18 protein-coding genes and 2 tRNA genes are annotated in these 26,975 nt (G+C 43.9%); 10 read left to right on the top strand and 10 right to left on the bottom strand.

All coding sequences use genetic code 11. The features are described from left to right. Positions 1-39: 39 nt before the first annotated feature. From ACSAZL_RS10210 to ACSAZL_RS10200, 3 genes are all read left to right on the top strand, one after another. Complete coding sequence (locus ACSAZL_RS10210; RefSeq protein ID WP_440948558.1) at positions 40-2,784, top strand: phosphoenolpyruvate synthase; 2,745 nt, start codon at positions 40-42, stop codon at positions 2,782-2,784. Positions 2,785-3,023: 239 nt separating this feature from the next. Continuing rightward, positions 3,024-4,523, top strand: a complete 1,500-nt coding sequence (locus ACSAZL_RS10205; protein WP_440948557.1) for a NosD domain-containing protein — start codon at positions 3,024-3,026, stop codon at positions 4,521-4,523. 448 nt (positions 4,524-4,971) lie between these two features. Beyond that, entirely contained in the window at positions 4,972-5,232 is a 261-nt protein-coding gene (locus ACSAZL_RS10200; RefSeq protein ID WP_440948556.1) for a hypothetical protein, read from the top strand. A 787-nt stretch (positions 5,233-6,019) separates the two neighbouring features. Here ACSAZL_RS10200 and acsC read toward each other — a convergent pair. From acsC to cdhA, 6 genes are all read right to left on the bottom strand, one after another. Beyond that, a complete protein-coding gene (acsC, locus tag ACSAZL_RS10195) occupies positions 6,020-7,426 on the bottom strand; it encodes an acetyl-CoA decarbonylase/synthase complex subunit gamma (protein WP_440947198.1) in 1,407 nt (468 codons plus the stop codon). A gap of 3 nt (positions 7,427-7,429) precedes the next feature. After that, complete coding sequence (gene cdhD, locus ACSAZL_RS10190; RefSeq protein ID WP_440947199.1) at positions 7,430-8,743, bottom strand: CO dehydrogenase/acetyl-CoA synthase subunit delta; 1,314 nt, start codon at positions 8,741-8,743, stop codon at positions 7,430-7,432. A gap of 248 nt (positions 8,744-8,991) precedes the next feature. Then, positions 8,992-9,753, bottom strand: a complete 762-nt coding sequence (locus ACSAZL_RS10185; protein ID WP_440947200.1) for a carbon monoxide dehydrogenase accessory protein CooC — start codon at positions 9,751-9,753, stop codon at positions 8,992-8,994. Positions 9,754-9,808: 55 nt separating this feature from the next. Next, on the bottom strand, positions 9,809-11,221 hold the full coding sequence (gene cdhC, locus ACSAZL_RS10180) for a CO dehydrogenase/CO-methylating acetyl-CoA synthase complex subunit beta (RefSeq protein ID WP_440947201.1): 1,413 nt from the start codon (positions 11,219-11,221) through the stop codon (positions 9,809-9,811). Between the two features lie 24 nt (positions 11,222-11,245). Further along, positions 11,246-11,758 carry a CO dehydrogenase/acetyl-CoA synthase complex subunit epsilon gene (gene cdhB, locus ACSAZL_RS10175; protein WP_440947202.1) on the bottom strand — a complete coding sequence of 171 codons (513 nt, stop codon included), beginning with the start codon at positions 11,756-11,758 and terminating at the stop codon, positions 11,246-11,248. A gap of 2 nt (positions 11,759-11,760) precedes the next feature. Beyond that, on the bottom strand, positions 11,761-14,178 hold the full coding sequence (gene cdhA / locus ACSAZL_RS10170; RefSeq protein WP_440948555.1) for a CO dehydrogenase/acetyl-CoA synthase complex subunit alpha: 2,418 nt from the start codon (positions 14,176-14,178) through the stop codon (positions 11,761-11,763). A gap of 2,519 nt (positions 14,179-16,697) precedes the next feature. Between cdhA and ACSAZL_RS10165 the strand changes: the two genes are divergently transcribed. Then, positions 16,698-17,231, top strand: a complete 534-nt coding sequence (locus ACSAZL_RS10165) for a DUF134 domain-containing protein (RefSeq protein ID WP_440948554.1) — start codon at positions 16,698-16,700, stop codon at positions 17,229-17,231. A 222-nt stretch (positions 17,232-17,453) separates the two neighbouring features. Here ACSAZL_RS10165 and ACSAZL_RS10160 read toward each other — a convergent pair. Both ACSAZL_RS10160 and cutA read right to left on the bottom strand, forming a co-directional pair. After that, positions 17,454-17,536, bottom strand: a tRNA-Leu gene (locus tag ACSAZL_RS10160). Between the two features lie 172 nt (positions 17,537-17,708). Further along, positions 17,709-18,014 carry a divalent-cation tolerance protein CutA gene (gene cutA, locus ACSAZL_RS10155; protein WP_440948553.1) on the bottom strand — a complete coding sequence of 102 codons (306 nt, stop codon included), beginning with the start codon at positions 18,012-18,014 and terminating at the stop codon, positions 17,709-17,711. A gap of 131 nt (positions 18,015-18,145) precedes the next feature. Between cutA and ACSAZL_RS10150 the strand changes: the two genes are divergently transcribed. The 5 genes from ACSAZL_RS10150 to ACSAZL_RS10130 all read left to right on the top strand — a co-directional run bounded on the left by ACSAZL_RS10150 (position 18,146) and on the right by ACSAZL_RS10130 (position 24,255). Further along, the gene (locus ACSAZL_RS10150) at positions 18,146-18,274 is read left to right on the top strand and encodes a hypothetical protein (protein ID WP_440948552.1); all 129 of its coding nucleotides are present in this window, start codon (positions 18,146-18,148) and stop codon (positions 18,272-18,274) included. Positions 18,275-18,823: 549 nt separating this feature from the next. Continuing rightward, a complete protein-coding gene (locus ACSAZL_RS10145) occupies positions 18,824-20,647 on the top strand; it encodes a site-2 protease family protein (protein WP_440948551.1) in 1,824 nt (607 codons plus the stop codon). 835 nt (positions 20,648-21,482) lie between these two features. Next, on the top strand, positions 21,483-22,472 hold the full coding sequence (locus ACSAZL_RS10140) for a potassium channel family protein (protein ID WP_440948550.1): 990 nt from the start codon (positions 21,483-21,485) through the stop codon (positions 22,470-22,472). 50 nt (positions 22,473-22,522) lie between these two features. Further along, positions 22,523-23,200, top strand: coding sequence for a potassium channel family protein (locus ACSAZL_RS10135; protein ID WP_440948549.1), 678 nt, complete (start codon positions 22,523-22,525; stop codon positions 23,198-23,200). A 332-nt stretch (positions 23,201-23,532) separates the two neighbouring features. Continuing rightward, the gene (locus ACSAZL_RS10130; RefSeq protein ID WP_440948548.1) at positions 23,533-24,255 is read left to right on the top strand and encodes an RAD55 family ATPase; all 723 of its coding nucleotides are present in this window, start codon (positions 23,533-23,535) and stop codon (positions 24,253-24,255) included. A 480-nt stretch (positions 24,256-24,735) separates the two neighbouring features. On the opposite strand, the gene ACSAZL_RS10125 is transcribed toward ACSAZL_RS10130, so the two are convergent. Together ACSAZL_RS10125 and ACSAZL_RS10120 are read right to left on the bottom strand one after the other, a co-directional pair. Then, positions 24,736-25,614, bottom strand: coding sequence for a response regulator (locus tag ACSAZL_RS10125; RefSeq protein ID WP_440948547.1), 879 nt, complete (start codon positions 25,612-25,614; stop codon positions 24,736-24,738). Continuing rightward, the gene (locus tag ACSAZL_RS10120; RefSeq protein WP_440948546.1) at positions 25,583-26,305 is read right to left on the bottom strand and encodes an ATPase domain-containing protein; all 723 of its coding nucleotides are present in this window, start codon (positions 26,303-26,305) and stop codon (positions 25,583-25,585) included. Before ACSAZL_RS10120 ends, ACSAZL_RS10125 begins: the two co-directional genes overlap by 32 nt. 533 nt (positions 26,306-26,838) lie before the next feature. Here ACSAZL_RS10120 and ACSAZL_RS10115 point away from each other — a divergent pair. Then, positions 26,839-26,932 (top strand) — tRNA-Arg (locus ACSAZL_RS10115). Positions 26,933-26,975: the final 43 nt, after the last annotated feature.

Below are 26,975 nucleotides of genomic sequence, written 5' to 3'. Positions count from 1 at the left end.
ATAAATTGAGATTCCATATTTTTCAAAGGTGTATTTAACATGAACGTTTATGTGATGCACTTTAATGAAGTCGATAGAACTAATTTGCCTGAAGTAGGGGGAAAAGGCGCTAATCTGGGAGAAATGACCAGGGCGGGTTTTCCTGTTCCTCCGGGATTTTGCGTTACAACATCGGGCTACCGTGACTTTATCGCAGAAAGCGGTGAGATGGACGAATTGCTGGACTTGCTTGACCGGTTAAAACCGGACCAACCGGATGAAATTAGCAGACTGGGAAAGCGAATCAGGGACCACTTACTAACCGTACCCATACCCCGGACAATTAAATCGTCTATCATTGATGCATGGAAAATGGTGGGAGAAGAACAGGCGTATGCCGTTCGGTCAAGCGCCACAGCCGAAGATTTGCCGACCGTCTCTTTTGCCGGCCAGCAGGAAACCTATTTGAACGTAAGGGGAGCGGATCAACTGCTGCAGGCTGTGCGGAAGTGCTGGATTTCGTTGTTTACCGACAGGGCAATCATCTATCGCATCAAAAACGGGTTTGATCACCGTTCGGTGTATTTGTCCGTAGTAGTGCAGCAAATGGTATTTCCGGATGTTTCCGGGCTTATGTTTACCGCGGACCCTGTCACAGGGCACAGGAATATTATTTCCATTGATGCCAGCTTCGGGTTGGGTGAAGCGCTGGTTTCAGGGATTGTTTCCGCCGACTCTTACCAGGTCCTCAAGGGTCGGATTGTTAAAAAGCAAATTGCGGAAAAGAAGAAAGCTATTTATCCGGCAGTAGAAGGGGGGACGGTGATCAAGGAACTTGCTCCCGAACTGCAAAATAAACAGGCCCTCTCTGATGACAGAATTCTGGAGCTGGCTCGACTCGGCCAAAGGATAGAAAAACACTACTGTCCTGAACGTGGTATTGAACAGCTTCCTGAACGTGGTATTGAAAGGTGTCCGGGATGGGGCACCGAACAGTGTCTGGAACAGGATATCGAATGGTGTCTGGCAGGCGACACGTTCTATATTTTGCAAAGCCGCCCTATTACTTCCCTTTATCCCGTTCCCGGGGTCTACGACGATAAACTTCACATCTTTTTTTCTTTTGCCCACCTGCAGATGATGATGGATGCCATGAAACCCATGGGGATTTCTGTTTTTCAGGGAGTATTTCCCTTCGGGAAGGATACCACAGCCTTTCCCGATTCAGTGATAGTGGAAGCCGGAGACAGGCTTTTTTTCGATGTCACCCTTCTTTTATACAGTAAGTTTCTTCGGCGGTATTTTACCTGGAAAATTACCATTCTGGACGAATTAATGGGAAATGCCCTGGCAAAAATAGTGGCAAGTGAGACATTTCAACAGGAAGCCAAAGCAAAAAAAGGCACAACAAAGCAGCTGTTTAAATTATTCAAACCAATGCTTCCGCTTTATCTGAAGGGTATCCCGATCATTATTAACAATTTATTTTTTCTGGATCCCTCAGGCATTATTGAGCGGGCCCAAGCTCCTCCGGAACAGACTATTAATAAGTACAGGAAAGGCATTATGCAGGCGTCAGGGGCGGAACGGATTAAAAGGGTCCGGGAAAGTATGGGAAACTTACTGCAAGAACTGAATGACAGCATGATGTACGTACCCATGCCATTTATTGTCCTGCCTATAGCCAGCCACCTGACCAGTAAGTGGTTGGGGGAGGATCTGGACGTTGATACGCTGAGTAAATCTCAGCCTGGCAACGTAACCGGTGAGATGGGGTTAATGATCGGGGATCTGGCCGATATGGCACGGAGATATCCTGAAGTGGCAGATTATCTGGAAAGAGCGGAGGACAGCACTTTCTATCAGGGACTAAGTAAAGTAGAAGGAGGAGATGCATTCGGGACCGAACTGAACAGGTTCATGGAACTGTACGGCATGCGCTGCCCGGGCGAAATCGATATCTCAAACACTAGATGGCGAGAAGCCCCTGCCCTGCTTGTTCCCTCCATTATAAACCATATGAAAAGCAATGCTCCAAGTGAACACCGGGAACGGTTCATCCAGGGCCAGAAAGAAGCTCAGGAATATGTGCACAGACTTCTGGAACGCATTCGCAATACCCCCGCCGGGAAGCTCAAAACAGGGCTTATGTCAAGACTCCTTTCCATTTACCGAAATTCCATAGGCTTACGCGAGTTTCCCAAGTATGTCATTGTTCGATTTTTTGACATTTATCGGCAGGCTATCCTGGCAGAGGCGCGGCCTTTGCATGAAAGAGGGATTCTGGAGAGAGATGAAGATGTGTTTTATCTGTATCTGGATGAGCTGATTGACTTGCTGGAAAACCGTTTTGGTGAAGATGTGAGCCGCCTTATAGATTTTCGTAAAAGAGCCCACGAACAATATCAGAAGATGGCTCCTCCCCGGGTTATGACCAGTGAGGGGGAAGTTATTACGGGAATGAGGAGTGATGTTGAAGCCCCGAAAGGTGCTTTAATCGGTACTCCGGTCTCCGCCGGCGTTGCGGAAGGATACGTAAAGGTTGTCCTCAAGCCAGAAGAAGCGAAGTTGAACAAAGGCGATATTTTAGTGGCGCCGTTTACCGATCCGGGCTGGACTCCCCTGTTTTATTCCGCTCAAGCCCTGGTGGTGGAGATCGGCGGTATGATGACACACGGCTCGGTCATCGCGCGGGAGTATGGTATTCCTGCCGTTGTAGGCATAGAAAACGTAACCAAAATATTAAAAGACGGCCAGTATGTCCGTGTTGATGGGATAAGGGGCTTTGTACAGGTTCTGGAGTGAGATATTTATCGAAGGACCGGATGGGATTAACAATCGAGTTTAGGATTATGAAAGCAATCTGAAAACTCAATAAAAAACTCCGTGGTTAAGAATAAAAACATTAAAGAGAGACAGAAGTTCAGATTTATTTTCAGAACATTTATTTCAAAATCATTTTATTGTCTCGAATTATTATTCTTATGAATTATAATAACAGGCTTCTTTTTTACTGACATATTAATTAGGGGGAGCATTGGTTCATGAAAGGAAATTCGATTCAAATTATTTCCATGTTTTTCGTTTTTATACTTGGGGCAGCCGTTACCCAAGCAGGCGCTACAGTTATTATCGTAGACGATAGTGGAGGAGGAAATTATAGTTCGATTCAAAAAGCTGTCGATAACGCACAAAATGGGGATACGATACTTGTAAGCCCCGGAGTATATCAAGAAAATATAAAAGTGGATAAAGAGCTAACAATTATTTCACATTCCATTCTCTCGGGAGATCAGGCAAACTGTATCCGTGTCATAGGTGCTATCCCGAATAATGACGTTTTTTATATTAACTCTAACAATGTGACAATAGACGGTTTCTATATTTTAGGGTGCCAGTCGGGAACGGATCGGCCCGAAGCCGGGATCTACCTTGAAGGAGTGCAGGGCTGTTCGTTAAGTAACAATATACTGATACTCAACGGTCCAGGTATTGTACTCAACAATTCTCAAGGCAATCATCTTGACAGCAATTTTATAAGCCTTGGGGAGGAAGGAATAGCTCTTGACAGCTCTGAAGAAAATGTGCTGTCTAATAACATGGTGGTGACAAATAGGCAGGGAATTTTGCTGGATAATTCCGTTAATAACATCCTTGTTAATAACACCGCAGACTCAAACACAATAGGAGTTTTCCTGGGAATGTCCCACGGGAATAAGCTTGCCTATAACCACATTTTGAAAAACGAATATGGGATTTTTGGCCAGGCGGCAGAACACAATACTCTGATTGATAACGGCATGTATCTGAACGGTGTCGGAGTATATCTTAACGAATCATCCGACAACGCAATCTACAGGAATGAATTTATTAACCTTTTCAATGCAGTTGACAGGGGAAATAACACCTGGAACAGCAGTTCGGAGGGTAATTTCTGGAATGATCATACCGGAAGAGACGTTGACGGAAATGGCGTAGCAGATACTCCGTATCCGATCAATCAGACAGCCGGAAGCATGGATTACATGCCTCAGGTAAACGAGACTTTATCAAGCAACAATTCTGAAAACGCTGCCGAGAAAATGAGTGCCTTAATAGCTCTCTTAAATAAAGGTTACTCCATGAGCTCGGGGAATGCCCGGGAAAAAGGTACTGTCATAGAAACAACTCGGCTGGAACAGATAAACTCATCCCTTCAGGAAGGTCCGGTTTTTTTGAGAATAGGAGCTGAATGGTGTCCGCTGTGCAAAGCTATGAACCCAACCATTCAGGACCTGGCAGAAGAATACGGGGGAAAAGCAGCAATCATGTTAGTAGATGCGGACCGGAGCCCTGAATTCAGAACCTATTTCGGAGTGCTCCATATTCCTGATTTCTCCGTAATTGTGGACATAGAAAACGGAGAATATGTTTATATGAAAGCGGACGGGAACGTCAGCAAGGACATAGATCAGGCCAGGTTAGTCGGAATAATGGATAAGGGAGTACTTGAAAAAGTTCTGGATCTCTCCCTTCTCCGCGAAAGGCAGGAAAAATCTGGATAAGGAGCATGTAAATGATTAGATCTGATCTTTGATCAGGTCTTTTTTGATTAGATCTGATCTTTGATCAGGTCTTTTTTGATTAGATCTGATCTTTGATCAGGTCTTTTTTGATTAGATCTGATCTTTGATCAGGTCTTTTTTGATTAGATCTAATCTTTGATCAGGTCCTTTTTGATTAGATCTGGCCTTGCTTGCAAACAATCCGGGAGTGTTTGTTTACTCTTTCTCCTGGCTAAAGGTCGTCAAACGTCTCTATTTACCCGGATCAGAAACTATTATATATTTTATACATAGAATAATTTATTATCTATGGGAGAAATAACACGGTGAAAATATAGGTAAAGGTAAATGAGCTTGGGACCCCCGGGAGCAGCGACAGAAAAGAGGATAGAACTGTCAGGCTCTGAGCCCTTTTTTCGAGGAGTTGTTTTAGGAAGGGATGAGTTATATGAGTGTTATAGATGAGCATATTATTGACCAGAGTAAGTACATTGTAGATGTCGCTTTGAAACTACGCAATCTCGATCTTGAAATTGCAAAAAACCCTAACTGCTACGAGCTTAAGGCGAGGCGGTTTAAAGTACTGGAAGACCTTCACGACAAAACTCGGGCAGAAATGGTCCAGGCTGCAGCTGAGCTCCGCAGAAACAGGAGTTTAGAACATTGTGCTGATTGTATGAGATGTGATTATTACAAGGAATTTGTTTGAGTTACAGTTTTGTCACTGACTTCCCGTGTGCGTTCGCGTGTGCGAGGCCACAATAAAAGTGGTTCGACAGTGACACCATGTGTGTCCATAACATCTTCCTTAATCTATTCACTAAATTTTTTCACGGATTTTACACGAATAGAGATCCTTATTCGGCTTTTTTTGAAAAAAACAGGTAATAATACCTGACAAAAACCTGAAATATGCTCAGGTAATCTATGCTCAGGTAATCAAAAACAAGAAAGGAAGCTCCAGAAAGTTGAAAAGAGTCATCTTTGGTCAAAATACAGATCTTCAAAATATAGATCTTCAAAATATAGATAAGTGATATATTAACAGTTTACTTGAAAGACAGAATCTAACTTTTAGACAGGATAACAATAGAGTCTCAAGGAAGACAACAGGGTTTTCAAAAAAATTAATTGATTGTATAATCAAATAAGGCTTTACTGCACTCATTTTGACTTTTGCAGGGACCATAGGATTAACAAAAGAAAAAGAAAACGGTATTTGGGAAAGAAAACACTTGTAGAAAAATGTAGAATTTTTAATAACAAATGGACTTTAACAGATTTGTTAAATTACGGTCTTCCTAAACTATCAACTAATTAATGAGGGAGCACCAAACTATTACAAAGCGGGCTTATGCCACTTTTTTATTCAATTCAGAATTTTATTCAATTCGGAATCTATCCGGAAAGTCGACAACTGCGTTTTGTAAAAGTTGCAATAAACTTTATTCCGTGTCTAAAAGACACGGAATATTAATATTCAAATTGTTTTCTCTTTATTTTGGGGGCCAGTTCTTTTCCATCCAGCCTGGGAGTCTTCCTGAGTCCATTGGGCCTACTTTGACATTTGCACCGAGCTTGTCCTCGAGGTCACCCTGCAGACGAGCTGCAAGACCCGGAGTGACAACGGTATTGTGGTTTACGGCCGTCTTGAGGTCGAACCCTGCCTTGTCAAATGCATCCTTTACCTTGTCAGCGGTCAGCTGTCCGCCTGCCACTGCAGCTTCCACACCGATCCCGTCGGTGTTAACTGCAAGCAGCCAGCAGTCTATTCCGTTTGAGGCCAGGTCGCTCTCTACTGTGTAGTATGTGAGGGCGAAGTTTGTGGTAAAGAGTACCGGGGAGTCCGCAGTTGGGTTTCCTACCTTGTACATCTTTGAGTCCACAGCAACAGGAGACCTTGGGTCAGTGTAGATTGTCTCTGCCAGGTGCACTTCAGGCATTGTGGCATATGGCTCCATGCTGTGGAGGATCATAATGTCTCCGTACCTGATGGTAAAGACCGAAGCCATAACGGTTTCCCAGTATGAGGCACTGACAGGGTCTGCAATACCTGCCATCCAGGCAGTGAACGGGAGTGCCATGATCGGGTATGCGATCTCGGTGTCGCCCATAATGCCTGCTCTCCTGATCTTCAGGAAGTTGGTGAAAGTGTCCTTCAGGCCCTTGCCTGTCGGGTATGTTCCTGGGTCAAGGACAATGTCCTTAATTCCTGCCTCTGCAAAGGTCTTTGCGAGGGTCTTGAGGGCATCGAGGTCGTTGAAGGCTGAAACAACCACAGGCACCTTGTACTCGAGGGCGAGTTCTCCTACCTCTTTCCAGTTGTCCTTGTTTGCGGCATAGAGCAGTGGGTTCTTGTCCTTTGCTGCTTCCAGGCCTGCCTTCAGGACTGCCGGGTTGAAGGAACAGAAGATCATGGGCATACCGACTTCTGCAACCTTCTTGACAGCTGCTGCAAACTTTGCCGGGTCATTGGACACGGCTCTGATTGCTACACCATCGAGGAGCAGGTTTCGTCCGACATAGAACTTCTTGTAGTCAGCTATCTGCTTAACTCTTGCAACAAGGGCAGCTTCTTCCATATTGTCTGCCACATCGAAGAACATCTTTGTCTTGTTGAAGAAAGTGAGCTTGTGGCGGTACAGGACATCGTCTCCACCAATGTTGACTGCTTTCTCGCCTGCTCCTATGGTTACCTGGCGGATTTCAGGGGCAAGTAGCCTGTCAAGTTCTGCCAGTTTCTTTGCGAACTTCTTTTCCTTAATCAGGGGTGGACAGTCTGATGTCTTTCCTGATCTGTCAATCAGCTTGGAGGCAAATGCCATACAGGTAGCTTCACCACATTCTCCACAGTTTGTCTGGGGCAGGTACTTGTAAGCTTCTAATGGGCTGTTTATTTTCATGTTTTACACCTCCGCTCCGATCCAGCTGGCAATGTCAACCTGTTCGGTGTCTATCATTCCGAAGAGGGTCTGGGTGATCTGCTTCAGGACAGCAACCGATGTTGGGTGCATCATCATGAAGAGGTCGTTACCTGCAATTGCAAGGGACAGACCTGTAACGATTTCCCAGATAGGACCTCTGTACTCTCTCGGGCCCCAGTCAGAGTCTTCCTTGAGTGGTGAGCTGACCATCCAGGACTCACGGGCACCCCATGCGTTTGTGGTACCAGAAGACATCGGGAAGGTAAGTTCATCGTCACCCATGAGGGCTGCAAGTCTGATACGCTCCATGTTGGTGTAAGCGTAGTCTAGACCGTATCCGAGGGCAGCAGTGGTCGGGTCCATGATGATTCTGTCTCTTGGGACGTTGCACTGCTTCATGAGTTTCCTGTTGAGTTCCTTCTGGGCGTTCATGTCCAGCTGAGTCCAGGAAAGCACGTCGTGGTCGTACTTTATTGCGGCTTCCGCAATTGCTGCATAGTCCAGGTTCAGGCTGGCAGATGCAAGCAGACAGCGCTCGCCTTCTGCAACTTCTGCAGCTCTTGCGAGGACTTCGGGGTCCTTCTGTGGGTTCCCGGAACCGCCGATCGCAATTGGCACGTCAACAGCCTGGAGGACTTCTTCTACCGTCTTTGCTGCTTCCTTTGCGGGAGTGTCTTTGATGAGCGGGTCAGTTGAGATCAGGTGGATGGTAATCATGTCAGCGTTGAATTTCTCAACGTTCTTCTTTGCCCATTCTCCCGGGCTGTCCATGACCTCATCGTAGTTCTCCTTTACAGCTTTTGCAAGCCCGATCCTCATGTCGAACACATCAATTGTGACCTGGTTCCTGTTCGGCATCGGGGCGTCGAAGTAGAACGGCAGGGCTTTCTCTCCACCCACTACTACTCTCTTGCCACGGCTTCCGCCGTCTGCAGAGGTGTTTCCTATGGGTACTTCCTGGATCTGAGTTGCCCATTCTGCAATGTTAGCAACATCGAACTTTGCAGGGATAAGGTCCTTGAGTTTCGGGGCTGCCAGAGCCGGGGAAATTGCCGGAGCAGCTGCCGGGGCGCCAATGCCAACAGGGTATCCAAACATGCCTGCAAGTCTTGCAAAGTGCTGGGCAAGTACTGCGCTCTCCTGCCCAAGAGCTGCGGCAAGCATGGGGTCAAAGCCGCCTCCGAGTCCACCGAGATCAATCTCAATGTCCCCTTCAATAGTCACACCTTCGAGGGCTTCTACATCCATCCCCGCGAACATGTTTGTTATATCAGATAACTTCATTTTCTTTGCCATGTAAACCTCACCGTTTCCGTAATTTATCCGTTTTTACGAGTGACTGTATAATAAAGGATGTAATACAGAATTTGTTTCCAATTTTTCCCTTGTATATTAACAGGGATCGGGGCAGGAATTAATTAATCCTGCTCCGTTACTCTGATGACTTTAAATTCCGTTTCAAGCTCTTAAACGGGCTACGGATTCCTGTTCTTTGATTCCGGCACGGTTTTTCTGCATAATCCACAGGTTCAAATGAAAGGGGATCAGTACCCCAATTTTTGTACGATTTTTTCTATCTCTATTGCAGCAACCGAGTCGTCCGGGATTTCATAGAGAGGTATTCCTTTTATGTCCATTTCCTCTATCTTTGGATCTAATGGTATCATACCTATCAGGCTGAGTTGCAAATCCCCTGCCAGTTTAGCGAGCTCTTCACGGTTAGCATCTGTAACTTTGTTTGCAATAACGTGAATTCTCCCGACATTTGAATCAAGTTCACTCACAAGTTCCCTAATCCTTTCGGCAGTCCGAAATCCCCTTCGTGAAGCGTCAGTCACTACAATAAGGTCATCTATGTCCCGGATAATCTTCCGGCTGAAATGCTCAAGCCCTGCTTCCGCGTCAATTACAACCACATCATAGTTCATGATCAGTTTGTCCATTATCCCGCGGAGAAGGTTGTTTACATAACAGTAACATCCTGAACCTTCGGGTCTGCCCATTACAAGCAGGTCGTATCCCGGCATCTCTTCAATGATCTCATAGACCTTGCTTTTAAGCACTGACTCTTTGTTCATATCGGGGTTATCAGGCCTTGGTTTGGTGATCTCCGCCTGTAGAAACTCTTTTGCGTCCCCGATTGTTTTTACGTTCTCACAGCCAAGGGTTTCAGGAAGGTTAGTATCTGCGTCCGCATCAACTGCCAGTAGAAACTTCCCTTTTTTGGAAAGGTAGCGGATCAGAAGAGCCGCTACCGCCGTTTTACCAGTCCCGCCTTTTCCCGTTATTGCAATTACTTTAGTCACAGCATACCCCTTTGTCTTGTTTTTCGGTTTTAGGCAATCGCCTGTCGTCACTCAGTTATTTCTTTTCCTTCTTCTCGCTGATGATCATCCTGTCAATGGTGATCTTTGCGTTCTTGAAGGTCAGCTTTATTCCGCCGCCAGAACCGCCGGACATCATGGGCATTGCAGGCATCTGGAAGCCGGCTGCAGGCATCATCATTGGAGCTGCTGCAACAGCTACTTCCTCTTCTTCCTCTTCTTCTTCCTCTTCTTCTTCCTCAGCTGCTGCCCAGGTAGCAACTACGGGGTGTCCTTTCTCCTGGAGGAAGGCTTTCAGGGATTCGATGTCAGTGGCGTCGTTTTCGGTTGCGATCTTGTCTTTGAGGTCCGCAGGAATGGTTTCGGCAATCTTGTCCTTCAGCATTGAGGGGAGCCAGACAACTCTGTTCCATCCGCCGTCAGCCTGGATGAACTTGGGGGAGTAGAAATAGTTGATACCGATACCGAGGAACCCTACGATCTGCTTACCGCCACCGGTCTGACCTGCCATTGTTGAGAAGCCGATACCGTTCGGTGCCATTCCCTGGTATTCCCTGTTAACCCAGCCGATACCGTCGACTTCAGGGATATAGAACCCGACTACTTCGAAGCAGCCACAGGAGGTGTGGGGAGCATCGAAGAAGGAGTGGAGTTTAATCTTGTCGAATTCACCGGCAGAGAGTTTCTTGGCAATATCATTGACTCCGGTGTATTCACCCTTCTCGGCATCGAGGAGGTCACCCTTCTCAATTGCGAACTGCGGGCCTTCGGGGTCTACTTTAGCTGCTGCACGGCCGTCGAACCAGTTGATTGCACCACAGAGTGAAACCCTGTCAGGGGAGACAACACAGACGTTGGTCGGAGCAAAGGACTGACAGAGGGTACATCCGTAGAAGACATCTACATCTTCGTCGTGAAGGTCCTTTGTCCTGGCGTCTCTTGCCTTGAAGATTTCCTTTGCGGCTTCGAGCTGCTTCTCTACTTCAGCCTGGTCGGTGTAGAAGGTCACCTGCATCTTCTCAATAAAGGGAAGTTCTGTCTTGAAGAGCATCATGACGGCCTGTCCGAATGGCTCGAAAGAGTCCATCTTTGCAGCGGTGTCCTTGGAAACTCTCATCCAGACATCGTACCTCTGGTTCAGGTGCATAATGCCCTGGCAGTAGTTGATGAAGTCGTGGACACGCCTTTCTACGACTGATTCGAGGTCAGGCTCTACAAGTTCTCCACCAATGTTGAAGATCATTGCCCAGGGGTAGGTCTTGCCTTCTTCCATTTCTTTGAGATCGGGACCGACAATTGTTACTTTGTCGTCCACAATGTCATCCATGGCTGCTGCACGGACAAGTTCAAGACCAAGAGACTTCGGGCCTCCAAGCTCTACGAACATTCCTTCTTTTCTTACTCTTTCTCCTTCAAACATTGGGGAAATCTCAAATGGGAATTCTGCCATTATATTTCGCCTCCTAAATCAAAATTATAATGCATTGATAAGTTCATCCAGAGCAGCATAGTGGTCTGCTTTGCTCAGGTTTCCGAATGACATTGTTGCATTCTGGATGTAGTTTCTGTCAATTGCGATTGCTTTTACGCTGCTGAAGTTCTTTGTTCCGGACAGTACCTGGTTGATGTAGTATTTTATGTGTCCAAGGACGATGAGGGTGTCATATGTCCCATTCCCATCAAGGCCGGGCCAGTTCGGGTCTGTTACATAAAAGCCAAGCTGGTGAAGGTTGATGTACTTTGCATCCACATCCTTTCCCACAAAGCCGGGCATAGAACTTCCTGTAGCTGCAATCGGAATGTTTGTCTTCTGTGCAATCTTTATCACTCTGTCCAGAAGTTCCGGATCAAGGATTTTGGTTCCTACCACAAGAAGCGGCCTTTTTGCCTTTGAAATCAGCTTAGCTGCTACTTCGGGAGTAGTTGCCTTGGAAGTTGTTACTCCGTAGCTGGTAAAGAGTTTGGTGTTCTTGGTAGTGTCTACCATTTTCAGGCCTCCTTGCAAAGTCTCTTGAGGTTAGTTGGCTGTGCGGAGACATCGAACTTAATCTTCGGACCGGAAATGATCTTCTTCCTCTTCCAGTCAATTTCCCAGCCGTGTTCTGCCTCGAGCCTCTTGAGGAGCTCTTCACGCTTTGCAAGCGGGAGGTCAGCCTCATTCCTGACGAACTTCCACCAGTCTTCTGGCTCTACACCAAGGTATTTCTTTGAAAGCTCCATCCAGTGGGTCAGCTTTATGGACCTGCCCATGTTGTTGTCAGACGGGCGGATGCAGGCTTTTGCCATCATCGGGATTGCTTCCTGCCAGGTCTCTGCTGTTGTCAGGAGGAATTCCGGTGCTGGTGGGATGTTCATCTCCGAGCCGTCCCTGGCGTCAAAGACTTTCCACTTGGACTCGTCATAGTTCTTGGCAATCAGGGCTCTCCTGTACTTTGAACTGTGCGGGCCGAGCACTGCGGGGATACCGTAGATGTTACATCCGGTACCGATTGAAGAAGCCTTCTGGGAGAAGGCACCCCATGCAAGTCCGCATGCACCTACACGGTTGAGAGTGTAGTCTGCAACTTCTGCCAGGTTTCCTGCAAGGGTCCTCTGGGCAAAGATTCCGGCAACTTTCTCAGCAGCTCCAGTGATGTTTGCATTGGATACACAGGAACCGCTGTTAAGCAGTCCGCCGCCTGAGAATGTACCCGGGTACTTTTCATAAAGGGTCTTGTCGTCCTCATCCTTGAACATACCGATGTCCATTGCGGAACATCCGGTCACGGCCACGAGATAGTTTCTCCTCAGGAACTCTTCGGCAATGAGGTAGACATCTTTGGTACCGGCCGGATAGTTCGGACATCCTATGATTGCAATGATACCCGGGGTAGTTCCCATAACGAGATTCAGGCCTTCTTTCCTGATTTCCGCATCACTTACCTGTCCTCTGCCAGCTCTGACCCATCCTTTCTCCTCACCAATAGCCTTCTGTGCAGCCTTCTCAATTACGTTCAGGATTGGGATTTCCTTCTTACAGACCTGCTCACAGCGGCGGCAGCCGATACAGACATCGTGGAGGGCTTCAAGGTATTCGTAGCTTCCCTTGGCTGCATATTCCAATGCTTCCGGGATATCGAGTTCTTCCGGACATGCCAGCAGGCATTCTCCGCACTTGGCACACTTGTCTATGTATGCCTTGAATTCCTCGTCAGTCGGAATTGCCGTTATGCCCTCTGCATCGCGGATCGGAGCCATTACTTCGGCAATCTTCGGGACAAGTTCTCCAAGTTTGTCATAGTCCAGCATCACACAACCCGGAATTGCGCCGGTCTTGAGTTCCTCGACTATTGAATCAACGTCAGCATAGGTGCGGTCAGGCAGACCCATCATGATCTTTTCGTTTGATGCGATCACAGGGATCTTGAGTTTCATAGACTCTGACAGGACATCACCACGGACGCACTGTTCGTCGGTAACAATGACATCAGGCATTCCGGAGCGGATAACTTTCAATTCCTTTGCCAGGGATCCTACGATCTTTGCGTATGGAGCTCTCCTGTCAGCTTCCTTGTACCTGGTCATGTCGAATGCAGTACAGCAAAGCCCGGCAATCTCCATCTTATCGGTCAGGTTGTTGTCTTCCATGTAGTCCATGATGTAGGTTACACCGGCTACATTATGCCCGATTACAACAATGAGTGGCTTGGACTTGTCAAGGGTTCCCATCCCGATTTCAATGAGCGGGGCTTCAGGGTCAGCTTTCGGGAAGTCATATGCTGAGATCTGGGCAATATCAGAAATTTCCATACCGACGTGGTCCAGGCTGCCGCTGAAGAGGGACTTTGAGTCATAGTCAATTTCAGCGCTTTCCTGCCCTGCGTGGATGGTTGCAAGGAGCTGTGTTAGCTGTTCTTCAACATATTCCATCGGGGCTCTGCATTCTCCGAGGGTCTTTGGGCTCATCCCTGTGCAGATTGTAACGTTGGGGGTCAGGACGTTTGATTCTCCAAGGTTGAGGGGGAGATCTTCGCCAAAGACTTCTATTACATGGTCAAGCAGGTGGCGTCCGTGTGCAGCGTGGCAGGCGGTACCTGTAATTACACGGAGGAAGAATTCCCTTCCTGTATGTCCGGCCATGTCAATTCCGCAGGCACCCCTCTTGTTTCCGGAAAGGTCACAGGGTCCATAAGTACAGTAACAGCACTGGTCACACATGGGGGTCAGGACAGGCTCGTAACGGTCAAGAAGTTGCAAGTTCCAGCTTCTGTAGGATGCTATGCTTGCCAGAGCAGTGGGACCCATCGGGCCTAACTCCTTTGCTTTTTCTTCAGCAGCCTCCTTTGCTGCCCCTACAATATTATTGATAGTGATCTGAACGGATTCAAGATCTTCTATAGAAAAACTCCCAGTAGTTAATTTACTCATTTTAGCTTTACCTCCTAAATACGCTTAAAGTCGCTTTATCAGACGATTCTTGAAAGTTCCAGCTATTTAAATGACATTTTTAGAGATCGTTTTTAACTTCTTATAGAATTTACACACTTACAATACAAAATTAAGTACAGTAAATTAAGCAGTTAAAACTTGAATTTTTAGAGAGTTGGGAGTTCACTGCTTTTATTTTAGACTTCAAGTGGGTAAGTCCTATATTAGTAAACTTAGTGATCTCAAAAAAATAAAAGAGATCTCAGAGCTATCCGAAAAGTTCCATGCATGTTGTAAAATTTACAATTGGACAATTAGTGTTTATTATCCGGAATCCGTTCATTTATGATCGATGATTGTAGAAGTTACAGTAGGTCACAGCACTTTTCGAATAGACTCTCAAATTACACATAAGCGACTTGTTATAAATAATTTACATTTTTGTTCGGTTTAAATATAAAAATAAAAAAATCCGTTGTATAAATCCTATCCAAACCCTTACGAGTTTTGACTCGTGATGAAGCACGAAAGCCGGCATCATATACTTATTTTTCATAAAAAAGAACCTGGAATTATTCGAATAAGAGGCAAAATGAAAGTACCAGTGATTGACAGAACTTTTGCGATAAATCAGATGTATAAGCCAGAAAATATCCGCAGGACTAAAAGATATTTGATACAAAACTGTTAAGTAAACGTTAGTTACAATTGTATTTTATATAGTGGTGAGTTTATTGCTGTTGGTTTTGCACTTAAAGTACAAAGCCCTAAAAATAGTTATAGAGCTTATTAATTTTTATCAATTGTTAAATTGTCGTAGCATTAGTTATTTATACTTAATCTCTTTTGTGTATTTTGACTGTCAGTTGAGAAAGCCGAGTATAAAGGGTCCCAAAAGCTACTTATTACAAACTCAGTGAAATTCCGCTAGGTGTTCTCGTAATTATATAATGTGTCCTAAGAAAAGCTTGAGGCATTCGTCTTTGTGACCTTCTCCAGGTAGAGCAGAATGAGGCTGCTGAAAGGATAGGGAGTATTCCGGAAAACTTTCTGGAACTACCTACAAAAGTCCTGGGAAAAGTGTGGGGTCTGCTTTGACGAACTACTTTACTTTTTCTTCAGCCGCTTCCTTTGCCGCTCCTACAATATTAGTGATAGTGATCCGAATGGATTCAAGGTCTTCTATAGAAAAACTCCCGGTAGTTAATTTGCTTATTTTAGCTTTACCTCCCAAATACGCTTAAAGTCACTTTATCAGAAGATTGTATCTACGATTTTTAGCATACCGATACTCACTGTGCAATTTATATTGACGTCTGCTTGAAAGTTCCAGCCATTAAAATAACATTTTTAGAGATCGGTTTCAACTTCTTATGGACTTTACACACTTACAATACAAAACCAAGTACAGTAAATTAAGCAGTTAAAACTTGAATTTTTAGGGATTTGGGAGTTTACTCCTTTCTTTTAGACTTCAAGTGGGTAAGTCCCATATTAGTAAACTTTGTGATCTCAAAAAAATAAAAAAGATCCCGGAGCTATCCGAAAAGTTCCATGCATGTTGTAAAATTTACAATTGGACAATTAGTGTTTATTATCCGGAATCCGTTCATTTATGATCGATGATTGTAGAAGTTACAGTAGGTCACAGCACTTTTCGAATAGACTCTCAAATTACACATAAGCGACTTGTTATAAATAATTTACATTTTTGTTCGGTTTAATTATAAAAATAAAAGAAATCCGTTATATAAATCCTATCCAAACCCTTACGAGTTTTGACTCGTACCGAAACATAAAAAACGACATCTTACGATCATTTTTGATAAGAAAAGAACCTGGAATTATTCGAATAAGATGCAAAATGAAAGTACCAGTGATTAGCAGAAATTTTACGATAAATCAGGTGTATAAGGCAGAAAATATCCACAGGACTAAAGAATATTTGATACAAACCTGTTAAGTAAACGTCATAGTTATAATTGTATTTTATGCAGTTGTGAGTTTATTGCTATTGGTTTTGCACTTAAAATACAAAATCCTAAAAATAGGTTCAGAGCTTATTAATTTTACCAATAGTTAAATTGTTGTAGCGTTATTTATTTATAGTATATCTCATTTGAGTATTTTGACTGTCGATTAGTTAAACGGAGTATCAAAAATTCCAGAAACTACATTTATTACAAAATCGGTGAAATTCCGCTAAGTGTTCTCGTAATTATTAACGTGTTCTCGTAATTATTAACGTGTCCTTAGAAAAGCTTGAGGCTATTCGTCTTTGCGACCTTCCCCGGTAGAGCAGAATGAGGTTGCTGACAGAATTGGAGATATTCCGGAAAACTTTCTGGAATGCCTTCCAAAAGGTACGACAGAAGTAGCTCATGTGTGAGAACCAAAGTGCAACCAGTGTCTTCCCGCAAGCTATCTGATATATACTGATATCCGGAAGGTATTTACTGATATTCGGAAGATATATAGATCGATAGAGATATTTATTACGTGTCGTATAGTGTAATCTGATGGTCAATAGAGTTAAGCGCAGGGTATCTTGCTTTCCAAAGGCCACCTATTACAAGCCCAGAGAAATCCCTCTTTGCTGTCTGGAAATCGCCAATCTGTCCATAGAAGAGCTTGAGGCTATTCGTCTTTGCGACCTTCTCCAGATGGAGCAGAACGAGGCTGCTGACAGAATGGGAGTATCCCGGAAAACTTTATGGAGCGACCTCCAAAGGGCACGGCAGAAGGTGGCTGATGCTCTTGTCAACGGAAAAGCGATAGAGATCTCTGGAGGAGAATACGTTAATACTGGTGAATGCAAGGTCAACTTTCTCTGCAAGGAATGCGATCATGTGTGGGAACCAAAGTTCAACCAGTCTCGTCCCACAAGCTGTCCGAATTGTGGTTCCAGTCTAATTTTCCGACTCGGTGGCGATGGAAGAGGAAAGAGGTTTATCGAGAACAATTACTGTTGCCCTAAAGAAAGGGAAAGCAGCAGGAATACTGGTGAAGGAAGCAAAAAAAGCGACAATGATGTCTATACCATCGAGGAGTGATACTTGACTTGAGTCTGATGTATTTGCCCATTTTGGCTCATGCGAACATTTTACCATTGTAGATGTATGTGATACTAAATACCAGTCAAACTGATCTCAATCGGTAAATTCTCCCTTATGACCTGCCTCTTCAAGTGCCACGACTCCGATAGAAAAACAATTAGTCTGAGAAAATATTAACAGAAATCCGGATTAAAAGAATAAGAAATAATTAACAGTTAGTGCGGGAGAAGGGATTCGAACCCCTGAACGCCTGCGCGATACGATCTTGAGTCGCACACCGTTGACCGCTTGGTTACTCCCGCGCTTTTTGAAATCCAATTAGGTAAAGTTATAACTAACATATAAAGCTAATCCTGAGAATAAGCTCATCCTGCTAATTTTTGAGTCAGGGGATAGGCGCCGGGATTTTTATCTCCTTTTTCCGGTTTCAGACTCTCCGGTTCCGGGCTCAGGCCGGGGGCTCTTCAGTTTTCTTTACGAGCTGTTTACATGGACCCAATCCAAGTACTCCTGTTCTCCTTCGATTTTCCAGAATTCGATTGCAGGCAGGTCGTAAGTATGAATCGATTTTACGACTTTGATTATTTCGTCAAGGCGGAAAGAGTCGGTTTTAACAAGCAGGGCTATCTCATTCTGCTCCTCGATCTGGTCGTTCCATCGGAAGATTGAAGAAATCGGAAACATGTTCACGCAGGCTGCAAGCCTTCTTGAAACAAGCTCTCTTGCGATCTCGGATGCGTTTTTCATATCTCCGGCTGTAATGTAGACGATTCCAAGCATGAAACAGGCACCTCACACAAAGTTATTATAACCGCAATATACCACAATATACTGAATATTATTATTCGCATGATTATTATCTATTGCCTTTGATTCTTAAAAATATCTTTAAACCGGGCTTTCCATGTTAAATGAAAGCCGGAATTCCATATGGATTTTTATATAATTATGATGTATTATATAGTGCCTTTTCCGGAACAGACGTTTTCGAAAAAGAAGTAATTCAAAACCTGATCTCATGTTATTTAAAGAAGAACTAAAATGTTTTTATAATAAGATCGACTACCGGGTTTAACAGCATTAATTAATTGAATGTACGCTTGCTTTCCCCAGCTGCTGCTTAAAAAGACAGTTTGAAGCTTGTAAACGGCGTTCAAAGGCCGCTGGCGCTAAATTCTTTATGGAAGGTATGTTCTATATACAGTTGTGATTGTTCGACAGTTTAATCGACCAATTGATCAACAGTTAATTTGCCGACGTAAAAATCCCCGCATTTATCTACATTTAATATCTCAGATTCAATTTCTTTGCATTACCTCTTACATTTAATCTCATTGCAGCCAATCTCACTGCAGTCAAAAGTCAATATACATTCAATAGTTACAATTAATTGCGAATAAACATTCAATAGTCAACAAACAGTTGATCGTGAATAACATTCAATGGTCATAGACAGTTAATGACAATAAACAGTTAATTATCAATAAACAGTTTTGTCAATACTAACTTCAATCATCAATCGTCAAAAGATTATCATTTGCAATCCAAACCCTATAATTGGTTCAGCTTAATTGTTTCGGAGAATTTCCTTGAGTGGCACAAGCATTGTACTGGGTATTTTTTTAATGTACTGGTTCCTTATTTCTGCTCTTGACAGAAAAGGAATTCTGGAAAAGTATAACATAAGCACTTTCGGGCCTCTTCCTATTCTAATGATCAGGACAACAAAGGGTCTTAAGCTACTGGACGTGCTTGCCAGCCCGAAACGTTACTGGAGGGTTTTTGCAAACATCGGGATCCTGATGATGTTTGTCGGCATGATTGCCATGTTCCTGGTTATTGCTATTTCGGACCTTGCACTCTATACCTCATTTCTTAATGACAGCGTGCCAGAGCCGGGAAAATACAATGCCCCCAGGAATATCCTTTTGATCCCCGGGGTAAACGAGTTTATTCCCTTTACCTGGGGAGTTATCGCCCTCATAGTTACGCTAGTAGTGCATGAGTTTTCTCATGCAATCCTCTGCCGGGTTGAAAACATCAGGGTCAAATCCATGGGAATCCTGTTTGCCCTTGTCCCTATAGGGGGTTTTGCCGAGCCTGATGATGAACAGCTCTTTGGAAAAAAAGAGGAAGTAAAAAAAGAGCTGTCGCTAACGGCAACAATTGAGGAAATCGAAGAGTGGGAACAGCAGCAAAAAGAAGAAAAAGAAAAACAACTAAAAGAAATGAAAAATGGGAATACCAATGCTTCCCCTATAACAGTAAAGTCTGAGCCAGCAGTAACTGCCACAAGGACCCAGAGAGCCCGTATCCTTGCTGCCGGAGTTATGGCTAATTTCTGCGTTGCTTTCATAGCTCTTCTGCTCTTTTTCGGACCTGTGCTGGGGGCAATTGCTCCTCTCAGTGATGCCATGGTCGTGGGTATAAACGAAAGTTCTCCAGCTCAGCTTGCAGGACTTCAGGAAGGTATGGTAATTACGCAGGTCGATGACACGTCCGTTTCTACAGGCATGGATTTTCTCTCCTATCTCGAGACCGTCGAACCCGGCGACTCCCTGCGCATCCATGCCTCAAAAGACGGGGACGCTTCAGTTTATGACCTGAAGGTGCCTTCCTCATCGGAGGAATGTTTCAGTGGAGTGCCTGTAGGAGGGGTTGTGGAAGGAAGCCCTGCAAAAGCTGCAGGAATAGAGCCCGGAATGACAATGCTCCGGATTAACGATACAAGAATGCGAAGCATTGCAAGTTTCATTGACTTCATGGAAGGGACAGAGGCAAACCAGACCATAGAGGTAGAGGTGCTCCCCTCTGCAAATTATACAGGTGAACTTACCGAAAACGGCACTGCTGTCTTTGAGATCCAGCTGATTGCTAATCCCTCGGGAGGTGAAAAAGGTTTCCTTGGAGTGATTTACGGAAGCAGTGGAGTACTTGAGTGCCAGATGCTTGGGATTTCCATCTGGATGCCCCAATCCGGGTACTATCTCGAAGCACTGAAGCAGATCCCTTCTCTCCTTGACCAGCCTGTAGGCTGGATTATTCTTTTCGGGCTCCCAATCTACGGATTTGCAGGAGAAGGATTCCGCGGCTTTTCAGGCACTATCGCTCAGTTCTATCAACCTGTAGGCTGGGCTGAACCTCTCGGAGTTGGGATTTTCTGGATTGCAAACTCCCTGCTCTGGATTGGCTGGCTGAACTTTTACGTGGGCCTGTTCAACTGCCTGCCTGCGGTGCCTCTTGATGGTGGTCATGTGTTCAGAGACTATACTTACTCCCTGATCTACAGGTTTACACGGAATGAAGCAGTTTCGGAAAGGGTCTCAAATTCCATCACAGCAAGCTTCTCCATGCTGATCCTGTTCTCGTTCCTCTTCATGATATTCGGACCATTCGTTGGGCAGTGGATCTGAACAGCAAGAACTGAGACAAACCAAACGGGACAGCTCGAGAAATGGAAAAAACTTAAACGAGAATCGCAACAGGTTAATCCGACTGATTCAGAAATCTGCTGGAAAACCGGGAAGTTAGAAATTCTTTTCCGGTTGTTCTGATTCTTTTTTAACTCCGGTGGTCTCCGATTAATCAGTTGCTATTATTCAGAATACCCGGAGATTGAATTTTTTGTTTTTCTTTCCCTGTGCCATACGGGGTCCGGGTCGACCTGCCCGCAGGATAAAAAGCGATTGATAAAAACGACACCGCAATCAAGAGAGGCAATACATTTGGAGAAACTCCCCACGGGCCGAAAGAATTTATTCCTTAACCCTGAAAAGGGTTTTTGAATCCAGGGTAGATATAAGCGCTACCGTCAGCCTTTCTGGCGCCCCTTCCCCAAAAAAAAGAAAAAAATAGAAGGAAAAAAGAGAAAACTTGAAAATGCACTAAAAACAGACGTAGATTATATTTGCCTTTTCTCTTCTTCTTTCCTGTTTTTGGGACAGGTCGCTCTCCTGTATTGAGCGTGGCAGGAACGAAATGATAAGAAGAATAAGTTTTACGGATCAGAATATCTGTAGAAACCCGGGTGGCACAATTCGGGCGGAAATTCTCAGGCAATTTTAAAGCATAATTCTATGAATACATAAGATATTAATAAAGAGTATAGAGATATTAATAAAGAGTATAGAGATCAATAAAGAGTATAAGGTATTTTGGCCTGTTCGCAACAAAACCAAAGCAGGGCGCGAAAAAATGTTTCCTTTTGAGCGAAAAAATCCGAGTCGCAGATCAAAGTTTAGAAAAATTATGCGCAAAAGGCCCAATCTGGCATACAAGCTTGCAGCTTTGCTCCTGCTCCTCGTCTATGTCCTGCTTTTTAAATATATTATGATTTTTGAAAACCAGCCGGAAAATGCAAACGCTGTCACAGCTATTTACTGGGCTACAACTACCATTGCAACGGTAGGGTACGGTGATGTGGTCTTTACCTCGCTGCTGGGAAGAGTCTTTTCCATAGCCGTCCAGGTCACGGGAATTATTCTGATTTCAGGTTTTCTTGCAACTTATGTTATCACTCCCTGGATGGACAGAATTATCAAATTCAGACTACCCAGAAAAGTCCCTTCCAGCATGAAAGATCATATCATTATCTGCGGGTACAACCAGCTTGTAGAGACCCTGATTGATGAACTGGCAGAGCAGGAGATAACTTTCATAATAATCGAGGACGAGGAAGACGTAATTAAAGAGCTTGTTTATAGGGATATCCCCTGCATTTTCGGGACTCCGAGTGATAAGCAGACCCTTCTGAACGGGGGTATCGAAAAATCCAGGATCCTTATTGCTAACAAGTCCGATGAAAGAAACGCAAACATCGTACTGACTGCCAGGGAGTTCCAGCACCTCAATATTGTTGCCATCGTTGAGGACAGGTCAAACTCAAAATACCTGAAATACGCAGGTGCGGACACGGTTGTATCCCCCAAATCGATGTTCGGGCAGTTTATAGGCAGAAAGGCTATGGATAGGCTTGTAAGCCGGGTGACAGGGACTACTGAGATCTTCAAAGGGGTTCACGTAACGGAATTTCCGGTTTACATAAAAAGCCCGCTGATAGGCAAGACCCTTAAGGAAGTATCCAGCCAGCGGCTGACGGGCGCAAGAATTGTTGGAATCTGGAAAAGCGGGTCTCTCTCTTTTAACCCTGAAGACGATGACGTCATCCGGGGTAATTCTGTCCTGCTGGCTGTAGGAACGCCGGAAGAGCTTGCAAAACTGAAGAAACTTACACATTGAGTATTACGCTACATTCTTCAAAAACTTATTAAAAATCTAAGGGATTAATAATGGAGTCAAAAGGGCATCTGGTTGTACTTGGATACGGAGATGTTGGAAAGAGCATTGTGAACGAACTCTCCGAGGGACCTTTCCGGTTCGTAGTTGTGGACTCCAATGAAAAAGTTTTTGAGAATGTGGAATTTGAACATCTTGTTGGTAATGGGGCGGACGAGGATGTCATAGTTGCAGCCGGAGTAAAGACCGCATCCTTTGTGTTTGTGGCTCTGAATGATGATACCAATGTTATATTTTCAACTCTCATTTGCAGGGGGCTGAACCCTGAAGCGACTATTGTGGCAAGGGCAAACTCCGTAAAATCCATTGATAAAATTTATAAGGCTGGAGCGGACTATGTCGGGTCTCTTTCCATAGTTGCAGGACAGATGCTGGCCAAAATGAGTGCAAACTGTATTGGGAAAGTCTGCAGGATCGATGAAGATATAATGCTGTACGAAGGCATAGAAATCGAAAAGCTCCATATCGAGAAAGGCTCATACCTTGACAAAAAATCAATAGAAGAACTGGACTTAGAAAGAAAGATCGGGTGCACCGTAATAGGTATTGAGCGCGGAGGGCTTGTTAGCACGGCTGTTCACAAACAGACCGTACTCAGAGCGGGAGACATAGTTGCAGTCATTGGGAGCAGTAAGCAGATAACGGAGTTTAAGGAGAAGTATCTTGATTAAGTGCCGGTAAATTTTCGGCTACTTTTTTTCAGCCCTTTGTTTTGATTTTCTGTACTTTCAGTTCCTGTAGTTTGAACTGGTTCCTATTATTCATTATCCTGTAACTCTATTTGTTACTGTAAGTACTTTTTCTGCAATTTTTTGAAGCGTTTTTTCGAGGCATTTTTTTTCAGATAACTTAATTTAGTTTTTCAGAAATAAATATGTTGGGGAAAACATAATATATTAAAAAAGATGCTTACTTTTTATAGTAAGTGAACTATTTACTCAATTAAATTAATGAGAAATTATTTTCATTTTAAAAAACTTATCGCGCTTAAAGATGTGATTGTATGGAGAGTTTGTCTACCGGAGTAGAAGGGCTGGATTTGCTGATGGAGGGAGGGTATCCTGAAGGAAAGAGTATTCTGGTTACCGGGCCTCCTGGTTCGGGAAAAACCATCCTTGGGCTTCATTTTCTCCACAGGAGCTGCCAGGATGGGAAAAGATGCATACTTGTTCTTACCAGAGAACTTACCGAAGATATCCTCACCCAGGCTCGCAGCCTCAAGCTCAACCTGGATCCTTTCGTTGAGAACGGCCAGCTCAAAATCAGGAATATCTTTGAAGACAAGATGAACAAGATCAAAAGCGTATCAAAATTCGGAAAAGGGCTCTGCGCCGTGGATACGGATATAATTGAATATCTGAGTTCCATGTCATCGGAGGTTGACGTTGTTGTTCTTGACAATATAGGAGTAATGGCGATACATCACGATATAAGGGAGTTTGCCGACGAGTTCAGCTCGATAAGCATTATCCTCCTGAAAAACGGATGCACAAGTCTCTTCGTCATGGACGAGGACTCTTACAACCTGACTCACAGGCTTACAGGTTACATGGTTTTCGGGTTGATGAGGCTCACAACACAGGAAAATTACAGTTCGGGAAAAACGAAGCAATATCTCTACATTGAAAAAATGAGAAATACTCCGGTTCCGGTCAAGTATTCCCTCTTTGACATTACCCCTCAGGGAATCCGAGTCATCTCAGGTATGAAACCTTCCCTCAAATGATCCGGTAAACTCTTTGACGAACTCTTTATAACAGAAGAGGGAGCCATAAGGCAGCGGAAATAAGGATATATGAGGCAGGAGTTTCTTCCTTTTCTCTCCGTTTCTTAGAGTCTGAATTGATCCGTGCAATGTTTATAGTTAAAGAAAAATTAACAAGATATTTTGAAATTAATTTTCTCAGTAAATTTCAAACTGTCCTCTTAACTGTAATTTTATTAATTGAATGTTGATGGATATATCGGGTCAAAAATTGACTTTTTGACTTTAATAGGTCGAAATATAATAAATCGAAATATAAGGACGTTCTGGAAAAAGAAGTTTAAGACCTCTATAAAAATGGAATTCATGTATAAAAATGGAATTCATGTATAAAAATGGAATTCATGTATAAAAATGGAATTCATGTATAAAAATGGAATCGAGGATCTGAGTTCAGGTGGAAAGGAATTGAATGAGAATATTATGCTGCTTTTATGATAATTATGCTGCTTTTATGATAAATTCGCAGCAGTCATTCTTGTTTCCTATGGTTTTTAGAGCTTCGAGACTGTAGCCTGAATCTACTTTTAAGGTTATGTTTGAAAAAATCTTCCTGGTAAGTGTGCATAGGATGGGGTTTTTGCGGGCTTCTTCTCCTTTCCAGGGGCACTTTGTTCCTTTGACTATCCATCGCTTTTCATTTTCACCCATGGTCGCGGAAAAGGTCCCTCCCAGCTGGTTCATTATCTCGGCACAGACATTCCCTGCATAAGCAAGGTCCATTTCCTTATCGTTAAAGTTGTACATTTCAAGAAGTGTTTTTTCGACCATGCCTGTCATCTGATTTATTATGACCTTCTTTTCTTCATTGGAGACAAACTGGAGCAAAGTCGGAATTACGGCTGTAAGGATGCTCTGTACCCGGTTCTTTACTTCCAGGCTGTCGCGGTCGGCAACCAGTCTGTCGTGGAGGCATTTTACTCTGAGGAGGGATTTTACTCTGGTCTTGAGTTCGAGTCTATTAATGGGTTTTGTAAGAAAATCATCGGCTCCTACCTCAATCCCCCTTATCCTGTCTTCAAGTTCCGAAAGGGCTGTAAGCATCAGGATCGGAATGAACTGGGTTTCGGGATCTTCTTTGAGAATTTTGCAGACCTCGTAGCCGTTGATTTCGGGCATCATGATGTCCAGGAGGACAATATCCGGCTTTTCGTCCCTTACTTTCTGGAGTGCCTCTTTTCCGCCGTAGGCAGTGATAACATCATACGGTTCAACGGCAAGGTAGGCTTCCATGAGTTCTACATTTTCCTTCATGTCATCTACGATCAGGACTTTGGGTTTGTTTTTCTCATTCAATAAAGTTTCCTCCCTTTGGTTCATGAATCTTGATCCCTTCGGATGTTATCTCAAAGATTGACATGTCTGGCGAAATAGGAGTGCTGCGCATCTTGGGTATGCATAGATAACGCTCCATTTTTCCAAGGTATGCGTTCTCTTTTACCAGGAGGCGAATAGAACCGTAGACCGAGTACTCGGCAAGCTGGTGAGTCAGGTTATATGCTGACTCATCCATGATTAAGAGCGTAGTGCAGCCTTTCTTTCTCACGAGATAGGCTAGTCCGTCAAACTGGTCTCTTAACTTTTTTTTGGAAACTCTCAGGGCAAAGGTGCCCAGGTTATCTATTACAAGGCATTCTGTTCCTTCACGTATGAATTCCATAAGGTTAGGAAGTTCGATGTCAAGGCTTTCGGGCTTAAACCCGTACCTTGTCTGTCCTATGATTTCCGAACGGCTCTCGAATATGTTTTCTATGGTGAGCTGTCCGCTTTCATAGTACGGTTTAAGGTCATGTCCCAGTATTTGCGCCTGGTAGAGGATATCTTCAGGAGTTTCTTCGGTTGCGATCATCAGGCACTTCCTTCCCTCAACACAGCTCCTGTAAATGAAATGGATTCCAAAGATCGTTTTTCCACTCCCGGCTACCCCTGTTATCAGGGTTGCTTTGTTTACAGGATAACCCCCGATCAATTTCCTGTCAAGCTCTTCTATGCCTGTTGAAACCCTCTCCATTTTTGTAGACCCTCATTCTTCTATGTATTTTGCCCTGTTTCCTTCCCACGCTATCAGAAGGCATTGTATTGGTTGTACTATATGTTGTAATTTATAAAAAATCTTCAGATTATCTCAGCAGTTTCCTAACTTAACACGCATATTCGCTACTTGTTTATATCACGAAATAAAGTGAGTATCTATTCAATTTTATTGATTTAGATAACGGCATGTCCTGTTTTGGTGTTCCAGTACTGATAACAATATGATACTGAAAATCACTTTTACATATTAAAAGAACTTTTGTAATATAAAAGTTATGTATGCGGTGTATTTCTTTTTTTTCAGGAATATTTATATTAACTTTGGCTACTTTGAGCTCTGAATTTCCTATTTTTTTTATTGAATCTAATTCTTTTTATTTACTCGGTTTGACTTCGTAAATATTTTCTCCAGAGAGATACTTTTGAGCTTGCTGTCCTTTTCTGTCCTCTCTTCTTAATTCTGAGAGAAACCTTTAATATGGATAGTTACAATCAATACTGCGGCACCGCGGGCTCGTGGGGTAGCCAGGATATCCTAATGGGCTTCGAAGTAAGATTCTTACGAAGATACCCATTGACTCGTGTTCGAATCGCGGCGGGCCCGTTAATCTGTTTTTGATCCTGCCTACCTGTTGTAAAACCAGTTA

It is taken from the genome of Methanosarcina mangrovi, from assembly GCF_052057765.1.
In the GTDB taxonomy this organism is placed as follows: Archaea; Halobacteriota; Methanosarcinia; order Methanosarcinales; family Methanosarcinaceae; genus Methanosarcina.
This window is presented reverse-complemented; position numbering and strand designations above follow the sequence as displayed.

Coding starts and splice junctions, on each gene's coding strand:
- ACSAZL_RS10210 (WP_440948558.1), top strand. CDS start 40: ATGAACGTTTATGTGATGCACTTTAATGAAGTCGATAGAACTAATTTG.
- ACSAZL_RS10205 (WP_440948557.1), top strand. CDS start 3,024: ATGAAAGGAAATTCGATTCAAATTATTTCCATGTTTTTCGTTTTTATA.
- ACSAZL_RS10200 (WP_440948556.1), top strand. CDS start 4,972: ATGAGTGTTATAGATGAGCATATTATTGACCAGAGTAAGTACATTGTA.
- acsC (WP_440947198.1), bottom strand. CDS start 7,426: ATGAAAATAAACAGCCCATTAGAAGCTTACAAGTACCTGCCCCAGACA.
- cdhD (WP_440947199.1), bottom strand. CDS start 8,743: ATGGCAAAGAAAATGAAGTTATCTGATATAACAAACATGTTCGCGGGG.
- cdhC (WP_440947201.1), bottom strand. CDS start 11,221: ATGGCAGAATTCCCATTTGAGATTTCCCCAATGTTTGAAGGAGAAAGA.
- cdhB (WP_440947202.1), bottom strand. CDS start 11,758: ATGGTAGACACTACCAAGAACACCAAACTCTTTACCAGCTACGGAGTA.
- cdhA (WP_440948555.1), bottom strand. CDS start 14,178: ATGAGTAAATTAACTACTGGGAGTTTTTCTATAGAAGATCTTGAATCC.
- ACSAZL_RS10165 (WP_440948554.1), top strand. CDS start 16,698: ATGGTCAATAGAGTTAAGCGCAGGGTATCTTGCTTTCCAAAGGCCACC.
- cutA (WP_440948553.1), bottom strand. CDS start 18,014: ATGCTTGGAATCGTCTACATTACAGCCGGAGATATGAAAAACGCATCC.
- ACSAZL_RS10150 (WP_440948552.1), top strand. CDS start 18,146: ATGAAAGCCGGAATTCCATATGGATTTTTATATAATTATGATGTATTA.
- ACSAZL_RS10140 (WP_440948550.1), top strand. CDS start 21,483: ATGCGCAAAAGGCCCAATCTGGCATACAAGCTTGCAGCTTTGCTCCTG.
- ACSAZL_RS10135 (WP_440948549.1), top strand. CDS start 22,523: ATGGAGTCAAAAGGGCATCTGGTTGTACTTGGATACGGAGATGTTGGA.
- ACSAZL_RS10130 (WP_440948548.1), top strand. CDS start 23,533: ATGGAGAGTTTGTCTACCGGAGTAGAAGGGCTGGATTTGCTGATGGAG.
- ACSAZL_RS10125 (WP_440948547.1), bottom strand. CDS start 25,614: ATGAACCAAAGGGAGGAAACTTTATTGAATGAGAAAAACAAACCCAAA.
- ACSAZL_RS10120 (WP_440948546.1), bottom strand. CDS start 26,305: ATGGAGAGGGTTTCAACAGGCATAGAAGAGCTTGACAGGAAATTGATC.